At 70.1% G+C, this 15,161-nt stretch carries 13 protein-coding genes; 3 read left to right on the top strand and 10 right to left on the bottom strand.

Features of this window, described 5'->3' with window-relative positions; genetic code table 11:
* Positions 1-61 precede the first annotated feature (61 nt).
* From QBE02_RS12140 to QBE02_RS12130, 3 genes are all read right to left on the bottom strand, one after another.
* Positions 62-850, bottom strand: coding sequence for an enoyl-CoA hydratase-related protein (locus QBE02_RS12140; RefSeq protein ID WP_268102518.1), 789 nt, complete (start codon positions 848-850; stop codon positions 62-64).
* Positions 851-1,067: 217 nt separating this feature from the next.
* On the bottom strand, positions 1,068-2,246 hold the full coding sequence (locus QBE02_RS12135; protein ID WP_279365927.1) for an acyl-CoA dehydrogenase family protein: 1,179 nt from the start codon (positions 2,244-2,246) through the stop codon (positions 1,068-1,070).
* A gap of 80 nt (positions 2,247-2,326) precedes the next feature.
* The gene (locus tag QBE02_RS12130) at positions 2,327-3,061 is read right to left on the bottom strand and encodes a VIT1/CCC1 transporter family protein (RefSeq protein ID WP_279365926.1); all 735 of its coding nucleotides are present in this window, start codon (positions 3,059-3,061) and stop codon (positions 2,327-2,329) included.
* Positions 3,062-3,211: 150 nt separating this feature from the next.
* On the opposite strand from QBE02_RS12130, the gene QBE02_RS12125 reads away from it, so the two are divergent.
* Positions 3,212-6,946, top strand: a complete 3,735-nt coding sequence (locus QBE02_RS12125) for a choice-of-anchor I family protein (RefSeq protein WP_279365925.1) — start codon at positions 3,212-3,214, stop codon at positions 6,944-6,946.
* 127 nt (positions 6,947-7,073) lie between these two features.
* Here the strand turns inward: QBE02_RS12125 and QBE02_RS12120 are convergent, their stop codons facing one another.
* The gene (locus QBE02_RS12120; protein ID WP_279365924.1) at positions 7,074-7,790 is read right to left on the bottom strand and encodes a Type 1 glutamine amidotransferase-like domain-containing protein; all 717 of its coding nucleotides are present in this window, start codon (positions 7,788-7,790) and stop codon (positions 7,074-7,076) included.
* Between the two features lie 108 nt (positions 7,791-7,898).
* Between QBE02_RS12120 and QBE02_RS12115 the strand changes: the two genes are divergently transcribed.
* Positions 7,899-8,348 carry a GNAT family N-acetyltransferase gene (locus tag QBE02_RS12115; RefSeq protein ID WP_279365923.1) on the top strand — a complete coding sequence of 150 codons (450 nt, stop codon included), beginning with the start codon at positions 7,899-7,901 and terminating at the stop codon, positions 8,346-8,348.
* Positions 8,349-8,439: 91 nt separating this feature from the next.
* Here the strand turns inward: QBE02_RS12115 and QBE02_RS12110 are convergent, their stop codons facing one another.
* The 5 genes from QBE02_RS12110 to QBE02_RS12090 all read right to left on the bottom strand — a co-directional run bounded on the left by QBE02_RS12110 (position 8,440) and on the right by QBE02_RS12090 (position 13,996).
* Positions 8,440-9,618 carry a thiolase family protein gene (locus tag QBE02_RS12110; protein ID WP_279365922.1) on the bottom strand — a complete coding sequence of 393 codons (1,179 nt, stop codon included), beginning with the start codon at positions 9,616-9,618 and terminating at the stop codon, positions 8,440-8,442.
* Entirely contained in the window at positions 9,618-10,802 is a 1,185-nt protein-coding gene (locus QBE02_RS12105) for a bifunctional 2-methylcitrate synthase/citrate synthase (RefSeq protein ID WP_279365921.1), read from the bottom strand. Before QBE02_RS12105 ends, QBE02_RS12110 begins: the two co-directional genes overlap by 1 nt.
* A 142-nt stretch (positions 10,803-10,944) precedes the next feature.
* The gene (gene prpB / locus QBE02_RS12100) at positions 10,945-11,844 is read right to left on the bottom strand and encodes a methylisocitrate lyase (protein ID WP_279365920.1); all 900 of its coding nucleotides are present in this window, start codon (positions 11,842-11,844) and stop codon (positions 10,945-10,947) included.
* Positions 11,844-13,370 (bottom strand): MmgE/PrpD family protein, encoded by a 1,527-nt coding sequence (locus QBE02_RS12095; protein WP_279365919.1) that lies wholly within the window; start codon positions 13,368-13,370, stop codon positions 11,844-11,846. The genes prpB and QBE02_RS12095 overlap by 1 nt, the downstream gene beginning before the upstream one ends.
* Complete coding sequence (locus QBE02_RS12090; RefSeq protein ID WP_279365918.1) at positions 13,367-13,996, bottom strand: GntR family transcriptional regulator; 630 nt, start codon at positions 13,994-13,996, stop codon at positions 13,367-13,369. The genes QBE02_RS12095 and QBE02_RS12090 overlap by 4 nt, the downstream gene beginning before the upstream one ends.
* Positions 13,997-14,141: 145 nt before the next feature.
* Between QBE02_RS12090 and QBE02_RS12085 the strand changes: the two genes are divergently transcribed.
* The gene (locus tag QBE02_RS12085) at positions 14,142-14,456 is read left to right on the top strand and encodes a YbjQ family protein (protein ID WP_056224521.1); all 315 of its coding nucleotides are present in this window, start codon (positions 14,142-14,144) and stop codon (positions 14,454-14,456) included.
* A gap of 30 nt (positions 14,457-14,486) precedes the next feature.
* Here the strand turns inward: QBE02_RS12085 and QBE02_RS12080 are convergent, their stop codons facing one another.
* Positions 14,487-15,062, bottom strand: coding sequence for a TetR/AcrR family transcriptional regulator (locus QBE02_RS12080; protein WP_279365917.1), 576 nt, complete (start codon positions 15,060-15,062; stop codon positions 14,487-14,489).
* Between the last annotated feature and the right edge of the window lie 99 nt (positions 15,063-15,161).

Genomic DNA, 15,161 nt, shown 5'->3' with positions numbered 1-15,161 from the left:
GACGACAGCGCACCGCCGCGGGCGTTCTCACCCGCGACTCGCTCCCACCACCCGCGCCCGCTCATCGGTGCGTGAACGACGGCGCGCGCTTCTCGCGGAACGCCGCCATCCCCTCTTTCTGATCGGCCGTGTCGAACAGGGCCGCGAAGGCCTGACGCTCGAACCGCACGCCCTCGGCGAGGGTCGACTCCAGCGCGACGTCGAGCGCCGCCTTCGCCGCGTACAGCGCGGGCAGCGGCTTCTCGGCGATCGTCTGCGCGACCTTCTCGGCCTCATCGAGCAGGTCGGCCGACGGCACGATGCGCGAGACGAGACCCGCACGCTCGGCCTCGGCGGCGTCGATCATGCGTCCGGTCAGCACGAGCTCGGCCGCCTTGTAGTACCCCAGGGCACGCACGAGCCGCTGCGTTCCGCCCATGCCCGGGATCACGCCCAGCTGCACCTCGGGCTGCCCGAACCTCGCCCGGTCGGAGGCCAGGATCACGTCGCACATGAGGGCGAGCTCGCATCCGCCGCCGAGGGCGTACCCCGACACCGCCGCGATCACCGGAGTGCGCACGGCGGCGAACCGCGCCCACGCGCCGAAGTGGTCGGTGAGCATCATGTCGAGACCCGACTTCTGCTCCATCTCTTTGATGTCGGCGCCCGCGGCGAAGGCCTTCTCGCTGCCGGTCACCACGATCGCCCCGATGCCCTCGTCGGAATCGAAGGCCTCGGCGGCGGCGACCACGTCGCGCATCGACTGCGTGTTGAGGGCGTTCAGCGCCTCGGGCCGGTCGAGGAAGATCCACCCCACGCGGCCCCGCTGCTCGACGCGGATCGTCTCGTATCCGGCATCCGGCTCGGTCATGGTGACTCCCGTCGTCTCGAGTGATGGTCGCGGCGGTTTCGCCCGCCCTCGAATGCTCGCACGCCCCACCGACATCGATCGGGGGTCTTGCCGCGGCGCGTCGGCGCCAGCGCTCTTCGCGGCAATACCGGACCGGTTCGGGGCGCATTCTGCAGTTTGAGGCGAGAAATTCACGCCCCGAGTGACGGAATTCGCCCCAAAACGAGAAAAGCGCACCTCACGCGGCGAGGACGCTGCGGCCGACGATGAGCCGCATGATCTCGTTGGTCCCCTCGAGGATCTGGTGCACGCGCAGATCGCGCACGACCTTCTCGATGCCGTAGTCCTGCAGGTAGCCGTAGCCGCCGTGCAGCTGCAGCGATTCGTTGGCGACGCGGAAGCCGACGTCGGTCGCGAACCTCTTCGCCATGGCGCACCGGGTCGCGGCATCCGGAGCCTTCGCATCGAGCGCGGTCGCCGCATCGCGCACGAGCAGTCGCGCGGCTTCGAGCTCGGTCGCCATGTCGGCCACCGCGAACACGACCGATTGCTTCTCGGCGAGGGCTTCGCCGAACGTGAAGCGCTCGTGCACGTACGAGATCGCACGGTCGAGCGCCCAGCGCGCCCCGCCGATCGAGCACGTGGCGATGTTGAGGCGGCCGCCGTTGAGGGCGTTCATCGCGATCGAGAAGCCGCGCCCCTCACCGCCGAGCAGATTCTCGGCGGGAACGCGCACCTCATCGAGGATCACGGGGCGCGTGGGCTGAGCGTTCCACCCCATCTTCTTCTCGTTCGGTCCGAACGACAGCCCCTCGGCGTCGGCGGGAACGATGAAGGCGCTGATCCCGCGTGCTCCGGGCTCCCCGGTCCGCGCCATGACGACGTAGACCGACGCCTCGCCGGCGCCCGAGATGAACTGCTTGACCCCCGTCAGCACGTAGGTCTCGCCGTGCCGGATGGCCGAGGTGGTGATGGCCGCGGCATCCGACCCGGCACCCGGTTCGGTGAGGCAGTAGGCGCCGAGGTCTTCCATGGCCACCAGCGACGGCAGCCACCGCTCGCGCTGCGCGGCGGTGCCGTACGTGTCGATCATCCACGCCACCATGTTGTGGATCGTGATGTAGGCCGTGACCGTCGGATCGCCGTAGGCGAGCTCGTCGAAGATCGCCACCGCGTCGGCACGCGACAGCCCGGCGCCGCCCACGTCGTCGTTGACGTAGACGCCGCCGAGACCCAGCTCCCCCGCGCGGCGCAGCACGTCGCGGGGGAAATGCTTCTCGGCATCCCATTCGAGGGTGTGCGGGGCGAACTCGGTCGCGGCGAAGTCGCGCACGGCGTCGAGGATGGCGTCGCGCTCGTCGGAACTCAGGGTGCCGGTCGACGGGGCGTCGAGCGCGGGAGCAGGGGTGGTGTCCATGCGGCTCTCCTTCGGAAGGCGACGGCGTCGTCGCTCCCCTCAGATTAGCTGGACGTCCTACTAATTGATAGAGGTACCGACTACGAGGCGGAGACCCCGAACAACGCACCGACCGCGTAGGTCGCGGCGAGCGCGAGCGCCCCGCCGATCACCGTGCGCAGCACCGCCCGCCCGCGCCGCGCCCCACCGAGCACGGCGGCGACGTAGCCCGTGATCGCGAGCGCGATGAGCACGGCGACGAAGGTGAGCGGAACGCGGATCTCGACCGGCGCGAGCAGGATCGTCGCGAGCGGCAAGAGGGCGCCGATGGTGAAGGCGACCGCCGAGGCGAAGGCCGCGGCCCACGGGCTCACGACGTCTTCGGCGTCGATGTTCAGCTCGACCGAGAGGTGGGCCTTGAGGGCGTCGGATGCCGTGAGCTCGTTCGCCACGCGCGTCGCGGTGTCGCGCGACAGACCCTGCGCCTCGTACATGCCCACGAGCTCGGCGAGCTCGGCCTCGGGATCTTCGGCGAGCTCGCGCTTCTCCTTCTGGATGAGGGCGTGCTCGCTGTCGCGCTGGCTCGACACGGAGACGTACTCACCGAGTGCCATCGAGATGGCGCCACCGACGAGGGCGGCGAGACCCGCGACGAGCACCGGACCGGTGTCGCTGGTGGCGCCCGCGACACCGACCACGACCGCGGCGGTCGAGACGATGCCGTCGTTGGCGCCGAGCACGCCGGCGCGCAGCCAGTTGAGTCGTTGGGAGAGTCCCTGGCGGTGGGGCTCATCGGGGTGCGCGCCGGGGGCGGCCGCCGAGACGTTCTCATTCATGGGACGAGCGTAAGACCGCCCGGAGGCATCGGGGACCGACGCCGGCGCGTTCCCTCCCCGTTCACCGGGTCGTCACGAACTGCAGGCAAAATCCACAAGATCGCGCCGCCCGCGCGGGTCGCTCCCCCACCCGAACCCGAGGACACAGCCATGCCTTCGACCTTCCTCCGCCGCGCCGCCGCGTTCACCGCGACGACCGCGGCGGTGTGCGCGCTCGCCCTGTCGAGCGCCACCGCGGCCTCCGCCGCGATCGTCCCCCAGCCCGTCTCGAACAGCGCCGCCGGTGCCGCCCTGTCGGTCACTCCGGTCGGCTCCTACGACACCGGCGTCTACAAGGAATCCGCGGCCGAGATCGTCCAGGCCTACCGCGACCGCCTCTTCGTCGTCAACGCGCAGGCCGGTACCGTGACGGTGCTCGACAACAGCGACCCCAAGAAGCCGGTCAAGCTGTTCGACATCTCCTCGAACGGTGTCGCCAACTCGGTCGCGGTCCGCGACGACGGCCTCGGCGTCATCGCCTTCGAAGCCACCACGAAGACCGACCCCGGTCACCTCGTCTTCTTCGACGCCAACAAGACGGATGCCGCGAGCGCGAAGCTCGGCGAGGTCACCGTCGGCGCTCTTCCCGACATGGTGACCTTCTCGAAGGACGGCTCCTACGCCGTCGTCGCCAACGAGGGCGAGCCGGCGGCGAACTTCTCGGTCGACCCCGAGGGCTCGGTCAGCGTCATCGCGCTGTCGTCCGCGCTGTCGGCCCCCGCGCAGAGCGCCGTCAAGACGGCGGGCTTCCGCGCCTTCGAGCCCGGCGGGAGCAAGACGCTCGACTCCAAGGTTCGCGTGTTCGGCCCCGACGTCGCCGCCCCGAACCAAGGTGCCGAGCCCCTGTCGACCAACCGCGTCTCGCGCAACCTCGAGCCGGAGTACATCACGACCGACGGCACCGTGGCCTACGTCACCCTGCAGGAGAACAACGCCGTCGCGACGGTGGATCTCACGAAGGCCGAGGTGACCGGCATCCTGCCCCTCGGCTACAAGGACTGGGGCACCGTCGGACTCGACCCGAGCGATAAGGACGGCGCGAACATCCGCACCGTCGCCGGCCTGAAGGGCCTGTACATGCCGGACGGGATCGCGTCGTACTCGGCGACCACCAACGGCAAGGCGGCGACGTACCTCGTCACCGCGAACGAGGGCGACGGCCGCGAGTGGGGCACGTTCACCGACGAGGCCCGCATCAAGGACCTCGGCAAGAACGGCCTCGGCGCGGTCTGCGCCACCTCACCGCTGGCCGGCCGCTCGGCCGACACCGACCTCGGTCGGCTGAAGGTCGTGACCGACCTCGGCAAGACCGCCGACGGCTGCTACAGCGAGCTGTACGCCTACGGCGGCCGCTCGTTCTCGATCTGGGACACCAAGGGTGCCCTCGTCTTCGACTCGGGCGACCAGTTCGAGCAGAAGCTCAAAGAGGTCGCCCCGCAGCTGTTCAACGTCTCGAACGACAACAACACCGTCGACGACCGCAGCGACGACAAGGGCCCCGAGCCCGAGAACGTCACGATCGGCGTGGTCGACGGTCGCACCTACGCCTTCATCGGCCTCGAGCGCGCGGGCGGCGTGATGGTCTACGACATCACCGACCCGACCAAGGCGACGTACGTCACCTACGTCAATAACCGCAACGCCGCAGCCGACGTCAAGACGGCCGCCGCCGGAGACCTCGGCCCCGAGGGCATCGCCTTCGTATCGGCCCTGCGTTCGCCGACCGGCGTGCCGCTGCTGGTCACCGGCAACGAGGTCTCGGGCACCACCACCGTGTTCGAGGTCCGCCCGACGCAGCCGAAGACGCCCGACCTGCAGATCCTCACGATCAATGACTTCCACGGCCGCCTGCTCCAGGAGACCGGGGGCGTCGCGGGCGCCGGCGTGCTCGCGGGGGCGGTCGAGAAGTACCGCCAGCAGAACCCGAACACGCTGTTCGTGTCGGCGGGTGACAACATCGGCGCGAGCGCCTTCGAGTCGTTCATCGACCAGGACACCCCGACGATCAAGGCACTGAAGGCCGCGACGCTCGATGTCAGCGCGGTGGGCAACCACGAGTTCGACCGCGGCTTCGCCGACCTCACCGGCCGGGTCATCCCGGCTTACGGCAACAACTCGGGAGCCCTCAGCGACTTCGCCCTCGGGGCCAACGTCTACAACAAGGGCACGAAGACCCCCGCTCTGAAGCCGTACACGATCAAGCAGGTCGGCAACACGAAGGTCGCGTTCGTCGGCACCGTGACGCCCCAGACCGCGGGCATGGTCGACCCGTCGAAGATCACCACGATCGAGTTCGGCGACGAGACCGAGGCCATCAACCGCGAGGCGAAGAACGCCCGCGCGGCGGGTGCCGACATCGTCATCGTCCTCGTCCACGACGGCTCCGAGAGCACCAACTGCACCACGATCGCGACCGAGACGACCGACTTCGGCGCCGTCGTCCGCGGCGCCTCGGCCGATGTGAACGCGATCGTCTCGGCGCACACGCACCAGAAGTACTCGTGCACCATCGGCGGTCGCTCGGTCATCCAGACCGGCTCGTACGGCACGAACCTCGGCACGCTCGACATCGACCTGAACGCGAACGGCACGCTCGCCTCGATCACGCCGGGTGTGCGCGCGCTGCTCGACCCCGCGGTGACGCAGTACATCGCCTATCCGCAGGCGGCGACGGCGAAGATCGTGGCCGAGGCCAAGTCCACCGCCGACACGAAGGGCAAGGTCGAGGTCGGCACGATCACCGCCGATATCACCCGCGCCAAGAACAGCACGGGTGGTGAGGACCGCGGGGCGTACTCCACCCTCGGCAACACCGTGGCCGACGTCTACCTCTGGGCCGCGAGCGAGAACCCCTCGTTCAACGGACAGGACGCACAGATCGCGTTCATGAACCCCGGCGGCCTGCGCGCCGACCTGCTGTACGGTTCCGACAACGGTTCGGTGTCGTACCGCGAGGCGGCGAACGTGCAGCCCTTCGGCAACACCCTGGTGACGCTCTCGCTCACGGGGGCCCAGCTGAAGCAGGTGCTCGAGCAGCAGTGGCAGCCCTCGGGTGCCGCGCGACCGGTGCTCGCGCTCGGCGTCTCGAAGGGCTTCACCTTCGAGTACGACCCGAACGCCGCCGCCGGCTCGCACATCAGATCAGTCCAGCTGAACGGAAAGGCGATCGACGAAAAGGCGTCCTACCGCGTCGTGACCAACTCGTTCCTGGCGGCCGGCGGCGACAACTTCACCGCCTTCGCCCAGGGCACGAGCAAGGCCGACTCCGGTCAGATCGACCTGCAGGCCACCGTCGACTTCTTCACCGCGAAGAAAAGCATCGCCCCGTCGCCGCTGGGTCGGGCCTACCTGACCGGCACGAAGCCCGTCGACGAGGGAACTGCCACGCCGACGCCGACCCCGACCCCGACGACGAGCCCCACGGGTCAGCCCGGCGGCGCACCGACGTCGTCGCCGTCGACCTCGGTCACGGTGAGCGCGAGCGCGACCCGCGTCGAGCAGGGCGGATCGTTCACGGTCACCGTCTCGGGGCTGAACGCGGGCGAGCAGCTGACGGCCACGCTGAACAGCACGCCGATCATCATCACCGGCATCCCGGCCGCCGATGCCTCGGGCACGGTGACCTTCCGGGTGAGCGTACCCGCGGCTCTCGAGCCCGGCGCGCACACGGTCGTCATCGCGCGCGCCGACGGCACCGTGCTCCCCGCGCTCGCGATCCAGGTCGCCCGCAAGGGCACTCTCGCCGCGACCGGGGCACAGGGCCCCTGGGGCATCGCCCTCTCGGGCGGCATGCTCGTGGTCGCGGGCGGTCTCGCCTTCGCACTGCGCCGCCGCCGCACGGTCTGACGCTGGGCAGCGGAACGGCCCTCACCCCTCCGGGTGGGGGCCGTTTCCCGTCGCGCGAGTCGCCAGATTCTGTCGCTTCGGTCCCCGCGCAAGCGACAGAATCTGGCGACTCACGCGGCAGCTCCGGTCAGGCGCGGAGCACCTGGATACGGACTCCGGATGCCGCGGACTCGACGCGCCAGACCTGCCCACTGCCCCGGACGGCCGGGGCCGCCTGCGCCGACATCACCAGGGCCGTGTGCTCGTCGATCGCCACGCCCTCGGCGACGAGCCCCGCGTCGATCACGGCCACGAGACGCGACAGGGTCCCCCACTGGGCGGCGTGCACGTCGACGGCGAAGTCCAGAAGCCCCAGGCCCGGGCGCACCTCGACCTCCTCGAGCTCTTCGGCCGCATCCTCTGAGCCGACCTCGACGCCGCGCACGCGGTATCCGCCGACGAGCGCGGGCCCGGCGGCGATCGCCGATCCGGCCGAGAACCCCGCGTACGGGACTCCCTCGCGGACGCGGTCGGTCACGGCATCCCGGATCTTTTTGAATGCGTCCAGGTACGCCGGGGTCAGGCCGCCGCCCACGATCAGAGCATCGGCCTCGAGCGCCGCGGCCGCGAAGACCTCACCCTCGACGATCGACTCGACGCGGATCTCCGCCGCTGCCGCGCCCGCGCTCTCGAGCATCGCCGTGAAGCGCGCGACCGACGAATCGTCGTCGGCTTCGAGCACGAGCAGCAGCGCGATCTCGGGCGCGCGATCCGCGGCTCGCTCTCGCGCCTCGGCGACGAAAGGACGCAGAAGCTCGCCGCAGCGCGCGACATCGCGCCCGCCGCCCAGAAGGAACACGCTCATACGACCAGTATCCCGGGGCCGCGCCGCGCGTGAGTCGCCAGAATGTGTCGCTTCGACCGGCCCGCCGGCGACAGAATATGGCGACTCACGCGGTTCTAGGCTTCAGGGGTGGAGTTCCGCCTGCGCCCGGCCGTCGCCGGTGACATCGAGTGGCTCGTCGAGCTGCGCGCCGAGGTGCTGCGCGCCGACCTCGAACGCCTCGACCGCTTCGACGAACATCGGGTGCGCCAGCGCCTGCGCGACGGCTTCCACCCGGAGTGGACGCGCATCATCGTCGTCGACGGGGCGGATGCCGGCTCCATCACGGTCCGGCCCGACGAAGCGAGCCGCTGGATCGAGCACTTCTACCTGGCATCCGCTCTCCAAGGCCGCGGCGTCGGCGGCGCCGTGCTGGGACAGGTGCTGGCCGAACCGCACGACGGCCCGACACGCCTGAACGTGCTGCAGGGCAGCCCCGCCCGCCGCCTCTACGAGCGCGCCGGCTTCACCCTCGACTCCGAAGACGAGGTCGACGTGTTCCTGTCTCTCCGAGCCCCCGCACACGCCCACTCCGCGTGAGTCGCCAAGAATTGTCGCTTCGGGCTACCCCTCGGCGACAAATTCTGGCGACTCGCGCGGGGGCGGGGCGGGGCGGGGCGGGGCGGGCGGCTCAGTACCGCCGCAACAGCGCGGCCAGGGCCTGGCCACCGCCGATGCACATCGTTACGACCGCGTACTCGAGGTCGCGACGCTGCAGGTCGAGGGCCGCGCGCACCGTCAGGATCGCACCCGTCGCCCCGACCGGGTGGCCGAGGGCGATCGCGCCGCCGTACGGGTTCACCTTTGCCGGGTCGAGACCGCCGTCGCGGATCACCGCGACCGCTTGAGCGGCGAAGGCCTCGTTCAGTTCGATCACGTCGACGTCGGCGGGGGTGAGCCCCGTCTGCTCCCACAGCCGCTGCAGGGCGACGACCGGGGCGTAGCCCATGATCTCGGGGTCGACGCCCGCGGTGGTCACGGCCTCGAGGGTCGCAAGGCCCGTCAGTCCGCGCTCGCGCACGTCGTCCTCGCGCATCAGCACCGTCGCTGCGGCACCGTCGTTGATGCCCGAGGAGTTGCCGGCGGTCACCGAGCCGTCCTTCTCGAACGCGGGTCGAAGCCCCGCCAAGGCTTCCATGGTCGTCCCCGGCCGCGGGTGCTCGTCGACCGACACCTCGACGGGCTTCCGGCCACTGGTGGTGACGGGCACGATCTCTTCCGAGAAGGCCGCGCGCGCGGCATCCGTCGCAGCTCTCCGCTGACTCTCGACGGCGAACGCGTCCTGCTCTTCTCGAGAGACGGAGTATCGGGATGCCACGACCTCGGCCGTCGTTCCCATGTGTCGGCCGCTGAAGGGGTCGGTGAGGATCGCGAGCGTGCCGTCGAGCAGGGTCCGGTCGCCGAGGCGCGAGTTGCCGCGGGCGCCATACTCGAGGAAGGGCGTGCGCGACATGCTCTCGTCACCACCGGCCACGGCCACGTCGATGCCGCCCCAGCGCAGCTCCTGCGCCGCCGACCAGATCGCCTGCAGGCCCGAGCCGCAGAGACGGTTCACGGTGAAGGCGGGCACGCGCGTGGGCAGCCCCGCGGCGAGCGCGACGCGGCGCGCGTTGTAGGCGTCGGGGCCGTTCTGGGCGATGCAGCCCATGACGACTTCGTCGACGTCGTCTTTCGCGACGCCGGCGCGACGCAGGGCCTCCGAGACCGCGACCGCACCGAGCTCGTACGCGTCGACGCCCGACAGGGCTCCGCCGAACGACCCGATCGGCGTGCGCGCTCCCGAGACGAGGACGATCCTGGGCGCCGACATCAGCCCGCGGCTTCCTCGGGGCGTTCCTGGGCCTCGAGGTCGTCGGCATCCGGAACGTAGCCCTCGATGTGCCGCTCGTCGGCGCCGACGTACTCCGACAGCGGACGGATCAGCGCGTTCGAGGCCTGCTGCTCGCGGATGTGCGCGGTCCAGCCCGTCACGCGCGCCGCGACGAACAGCGGGGTGAAGGTCAGCGTGTCGAAGCCCATCAGGTCGTAGGCGGGGCCCGAGGGGTAGTCGAGGTTCGGGTAGATGCCCTTGCGCTCGACGAACTGCGACTCGAGGGCGTCGTAGAGGGCGGCGACGTCGGGGCGGTCGTAGTGCTCCACCAGGGTGTCGAGCGCGGCCTTCATCGTGGGCACGCGCGAGTCTCCCCGCTTGTAGACGCGGTGGCCGAAGCCCATGATCTTGCGCTTCTCGGCGAGGGCGGTGTCGAGCCACGGCCCGACGTTCTCGGCCGATCCGATCTCGGTGAACACGTGCAGCACGGCCTCGTTCGCGCCGCCATGCAGCGGGCCCTTGAGGGCGCCGATCGCGCCGACGACGGCGGAGTAGAGGTCGCTGAGGGTCGACGCGATCACGCGCGCGGTGAAGGTCGAGGCGTTGAAGGAGTGCTCGGCGTACAGGATCATCGAGCGATTGAATGCGTCGACGACGACCCCGTCGGCCTCCTCGCCGAACGTCATCCACAGGAAGTTCGCCGCGTAGTCGAGGTCGTCCCGCGGTTCGATGAGCTCTTCGCCGCGGCGGCGGCGCTGGCCGTACGCGACCACGGCCGGAAGCTGCGCCCACAGGCGGATGCTGCGCTCGAGGTTCTCTTCGGGGGTGCCCACGGCATCCATCACGTTCGAGATCCCGGCCGTCTCGCGAGCACCGATGACGCTGACGGCGGTGCGCACCTCGTCCATCGGGTGGGCGCTCGTGGGCAGCAGGTCGATCGCGGCGCGGACGTCGTCGGCCACCGCCCGGTGCGCTCGCTCGACCCGTCGCAGGTCGGCGAGCTGCGCGGCATCCGGAAGCTCTCCGTTCCACAGCAGGTACGCCACCGCCTCGAACGACTGCGTGGCCGCGAGCTCCTGCACGGGGTATCCGCGGTAGAGCAGGCTGTTGGTGTCGGGGTTCACCTTGCTGACGGCGGTCTCGTCGACCGTGATGCCGGCGAGGCCCTTCTTGATGTCGGTCATCGTCTCTCCCTTGAGTCGTGTGCGGTGTTCGTACGGGGGCTCATGTCCCGATTTCGGTTGTCTGAGCCCTGTCCAGACGACCACTTTTGGGACATGGTTCGCGCATTTCGGGACATGGTCACCTCACTGTCCACGCGGGGCCTCAGCGCTCGACGGTGAAGTCGAACACGTCGGCGTCGAAGCGGGTGTAGCCCTCGTAGTCGATGAGGTCGTAGAGGTCGGCGCGGTGCTGCATCTGTCCGAGCTGCTCTCGCAGATGACCCTCGGATGCCAGGGCGTCGAGGCCCCGACCCGCTTCGCCCATCGCGAGGCGCAGCAGCGAGACCGGCCAGATGACGAGGTTCACGCCGGCGTCGCGCAGCTGCTGCGTCGAGAACAGCTCGCTCTTTCCGAACTCGGTCATGTTCGCGAGGATCGGCACCTCGAGCGCCGAGCGCATCGCCTCGAACTCGCCGAGGTCGCGCATCGCCTCGGGGAAGATCGCGTCGGCGCCGGCGTCGACCAGGGCCTTCGCGCGGTCGATCGCGGCATCGAGCCCCTCGACGGCGCGCACGTCGGTGCGGGCCATGATGAGGAAGTCGGGGTCGCGCCGGGCGTCGACCGCCGCGCGGATGCGCTTGATCGCGGTGTCGGCATCGACCACGCTCTTGCCGTCGAGGTGACCGCAGCGCTTCGGGTTGACCTGGTCTTCGATGTGGGTGCCCGCGAGCCCCGCGTCTTCGAGGGTCTGGATGGTGCGCGCGACGTTCATCGGCTCGCCGAACCCGGTGTCGGCGTCGATGATCGCGGGCAGCTCCGTCATGCGGGCGATCTGCTGTCCGCGACCGGCGACCTCGGTGAGCGTGGTCAGTCCGATGTCGGGCAGGCCGAGGTCGGCCGAGATGACCGCGCCCGAGATGTAGACGCCCTCGAAGCCCTTGCGCTCGATGAGTCGAGCCGAGAGCGGGTTGAAGGCTCCCGGCATCCGGACGAGTTCTTCGGATGCCAGCTTCTCGCGCAGCGCGCGACGCTTCTGCTGCGCGGTGGTCTGGGCGTAGAGCATCAGAACAGCCCCTTCGGCGCGGGTGCCAGGGCCAGCACGCCCGGCTTCGCGACGATCGAGAGCTGCATGACCTCGGCCGGGGTCAGCTCGGGCAGGCGCTGCACGAGCTCGAGGAAGCGCTCGATCTCGTCGGGCTGCAGCACGGGCTCGGCGAGCAGGCGGAACTTGCGCACGTAGTCCTCGCGGGCGAACGGCCGGGCGCCGAGCGGGTGGGCGTCGGCGACGGCGATCTCGTCCTCCACGGTCGACCCATCGGTGAGGGTGATGACGACGCGACCGCCGAACGCCTTCTCGTTGGGGTCTTCGGAGTGGTACCGGCGCGTCCACTCGGCGTCTTCGGCCGTGGTGACCTTGTGCCACAGCTCGACGGTGTCGGCACGGCCCGCGCGCTCGGGGGTGTACGAGTCGACGTGGTGCCACGCGCCGTCCTGCAGGGCCACGGCGAAGATGTACGGGATCGAGTGGTCGAGTGTCTCGCGCGACGCGCTCGGGTCGTACTTCTGCGGGTCGTTCGCCCCCGAACCGATCACGTAGTGCGTGTGGTGGCTCGTGTGCAGCACGACGGATGCCACGTTGGCGGGGTCGCGCAGCTCCGGGCGCTCGGTGCCGAGGCGTCGGGCGAGGTCAATCCACGCCTGCGCCTGGTACTCGGCGGAGTGCTCCTTCGTGTACGAGTCGAGGATGCCGCGCTTGCTCTCTCCCTCGGCGGGCAGGGGCACGTCGTACGAGGCGTCGGGGCCGTCGAGCATCCAGGCGATGACGCCGTCCTCCCCTTCGTAGATGGGCGAGGGACTGGTCTCGCCGCGCATCGCGCGGTCGACGGCCTCGATCGCCATCTTGCCGGCGAAGGCGGGGGCGTGCGCCTTCCACGTCGAGATCTCGCCCTTGCGCGACTGGCGCGTGGCCGTGGTGGTGTGAAGGGCCTGGCCGATGGCCTGGTAGATGGTCTCCTGGTCGAGATCGAGCAGGGTGCCGATGCCGGCTGCGGCGGCGGGACCCAGGTGGGCGACGTGGTCGATCTTGTGCCTGTGCAGCGAGATCGCGCGCACGAGGTCGATCTGGATCTCGTAGGCCGTGGCGAGGGCGCGCACGAGGGCGGCGCCGTCGCGACCGATGTGCTGGGCGACGGCCAGCACGGGCGGGATGTTGTCGCCGGGGTGCGAGTAGTCCGCGGCGAGGAAGGTGTCGTGATAGTCGAGCTCGCGTACGGCCACGCCGTTGGCCCAGGCCGCCCACTCGGGGCTGGAGTGCCGCTCGAGCGCGCAGCCGAACACCGTGGCGCCCGCTCCGCCGATCGACACGGCGTGATCAAGCGCCTGCTGGCGCGCGGCGCTCACGGGCTGACGGGTCAGCGAGGCTGCGGCGACCGCGGCGTTGTCGATGAGGCGGTTGACGATCATCTCGGTCACGTCGTCGTCGACGGCCACCGGGTCGACCGCGACGCGCGCGAGCGCCCAGGCGAGCTGGCCCTCGCGGGCGAGGTTCTCGTCGCTGCGGTGCACGCGCACGTGGTGGGTGATCGTCATGAGGGGTCCTCCGTGAGGGCTTCGAGGATGGTGGTGAGGGCGTTGTGCAGGTGCACGTGGGTGGCGTGGGCGGCGAGTTCGGGGTCGCCGGCGCCGATCGCTCGCGCGATCAGTTCATGCTCCCCCGTCGACGCCGAGAGGCGAAGGGGGTTGTCTCGCGCCATGCGTCGCACCCGTACGAGATGGGTGCGGACGCTCCGGAGCGCGGCGGAGAGGTAGGCGTTGTCGACGGCGTCGTCGATCGCGGAGTCGAAGCGGGCAATGAGGGCGTAGTACGCGTCGGCGTCCGCGGTGTTGACGCCGGCGAACTCGGTCGCGAGGTCGAGGAAAACACCGCGGTCACCGCGCCGGGCCGCGAGGCGTGCCGCCTCGGTCTCGAGCGCGCGACGCAGATCGAAGAGGGAGCGGATGTCGTCGACGTCGATGCCGGCGACGACGGTGACGCGGGCCGAGGCGTGAGCGACGAGACCATCGGATGCCAACCGGCGCAGCGCCTCGCGAAGCGGGGTGCGACTGACGCCGAGCCGGGTGGACTGGTCGACTTCGCCCAACACGGTGCCCGGCGAAAGCACCCCCGTCTGGATCTCGTCGAGGAGCGTCGCATATGCGCGTTCACTCGCTCGCATGCTGCCCCCTCGCCGTCATCACTCCAGTGTATGCAATCTACGCCATATACGGCGAATATGCCGCTCCTGGATGCGTCTTAGGTATACACAAAGTGCTTCCGCGCACCCCCTCGCGCACCGCTACCTCACCTGCCACACTGAGCGCATGCTCGTCACGACCATGAACGATGTCCCCGGCCGTCAGATCGTCGAAGTGTATGGCGAAGTGACCGGCCTCACCGTGCGCGCTCGCAACATCGGGGTGCAGTTTGGCGCCGGCCTCAAATCGATCTTCGGCGGCGAGCTGCAGGGTCTCACCCAGCAGCTGCAGGAGAGCCGTGACGAGGCGAAGCAGCGTCTCGTCGAGGCGGCCCAGGCCGTCGGCGCCGACGCGGTGATCGCGATGCGCTTCGACACCAGCGAGGTGGCGCAGAACTTCCAAGAGGTCGTCGCTTACGGCACGGCCGTCAAGCTGGGCTGACCACACCCCCGAGTGGGCGCGGCGGCGGAATCAGCTCCGCCCCCACGACTCCAGGGTCGAGGGGATGGATGCCAGCGTCCCCAGCGCCGCGTCGCGATCGGCGCGCGCGAGGGTGAGGCCGGCCACCACGAGCGAGGCGCAGACCGCGGCGAGCGCGTCCACGGCATCCGGGGTCAGGCCGGGGCGACGGTCGGCGACCGCCGAGCGGATCGCGGCGCGCATCTCGGCCGCGTAGTCCGAGACGAGCGTGCGCACCTCGGCGTCGTCGCTCGCGAGGGGCGAGGAGCCGGCGTTGAGCAGCAGGCACCCCAGGCGAGCGCGCGGGGCGTCGGCCTCGATGGCCGAACGCATGTCGTCGACATAGGCCTCGAGGGCGCCGGGGTCTCCCCCGCCCAGTGGGCGCAGGCGCGTGCGGACCACATCGTCGAGGTAGGCCGAGAGGACGGCGTCGAAGAGTCCGCGCTTGCTGCCGAAGGCGTTGTACAGGCTCGAGCGGGTCAGGCCCGTGGCGTCCTCGAGTTCGGCGATACCCGTCTCGGCGTACCCACGCCGCCAGAACACGTCGCGCGCGGCGTCGACGACGGCGGAGCGCTCGAAGCTCGGCATCCGGCCCATGTTCTTCCTCCGTCTTTCGGCTGTGCAGCGTCTTCCGGGTTGCATTCGCAGGCCCGAGGTCTATATTAGACCGGTCGTTACAAAATAACC

Source organism: Microbacterium testaceum, assembly GCF_029761935.1.
GTDB lineage: Bacteria > Actinomycetota > Actinomycetes > Actinomycetales > Microbacteriaceae > Microbacterium > Microbacterium testaceum_A.
Note: the sequence above shows the minus strand (reverse complement) of the source record. Positions and strands in the feature narration are given on the sequence as shown.

Excerpts from the sequence above, each read along its gene's own strand:
- QBE02_RS12140 (WP_268102518.1), bottom strand. The coding sequence starts at position 850 with ATGACCGAGCCGGATGCCGGATACGAGACGATCCGCGTCGAGCAGCGG.
- QBE02_RS12135 (WP_279365927.1), bottom strand. The coding sequence starts at position 2,246 with ATGGACACCACCCCTGCTCCCGCGCTCGACGCCCCGTCGACCGGCACC.
- QBE02_RS12130 (WP_279365926.1), bottom strand. The coding sequence starts at position 3,061 with ATGAATGAGAACGTCTCGGCGGCCGCCCCCGGCGCGCACCCCGATGAG.
- QBE02_RS12125 (WP_279365925.1), top strand. The coding sequence starts at position 3,212 with ATGCCTTCGACCTTCCTCCGCCGCGCCGCCGCGTTCACCGCGACGACC.
- QBE02_RS12120 (WP_279365924.1), bottom strand. The coding sequence starts at position 7,790 with ATGAGCGTGTTCCTTCTGGGCGGCGGGCGCGATGTCGCGCGCTGCGGC.
- QBE02_RS12110 (WP_279365922.1), bottom strand. The coding sequence starts at position 9,618 with ATGTCGGCGCCCAGGATCGTCCTCGTCTCGGGAGCGCGCACGCCGATC.
- QBE02_RS12105 (WP_279365921.1), bottom strand. The coding sequence starts at position 10,802 with ATGACCGACATCAAGAAGGGCCTCGCCGGCATCACGGTCGACGAGACC.
- prpB (WP_279365920.1), bottom strand. The coding sequence starts at position 11,844 with ATGCTCTACGCCCAGACCACCGCGCAGCAGAAGCGTCGCGCGCTGCGC.
- QBE02_RS12095 (WP_279365919.1), bottom strand. The coding sequence starts at position 13,370 with ATGACGATCACCCACCACGTGCGCGTGCACCGCAGCGACGAGAACCTC.
- QBE02_RS12090 (WP_279365918.1), bottom strand. The coding sequence starts at position 13,996 with ATGCGAGCGAGTGAACGCGCATATGCGACGCTCCTCGACGAGATCCAG.
- QBE02_RS12085 (WP_056224521.1), top strand. The coding sequence starts at position 14,142 with ATGCTCGTCACGACCATGAACGATGTCCCCGGCCGTCAGATCGTCGAA.
- QBE02_RS12080 (WP_279365917.1), bottom strand. The coding sequence starts at position 15,062 with ATGCCGAGCTTCGAGCGCTCCGCCGTCGTCGACGCCGCGCGCGACGTG.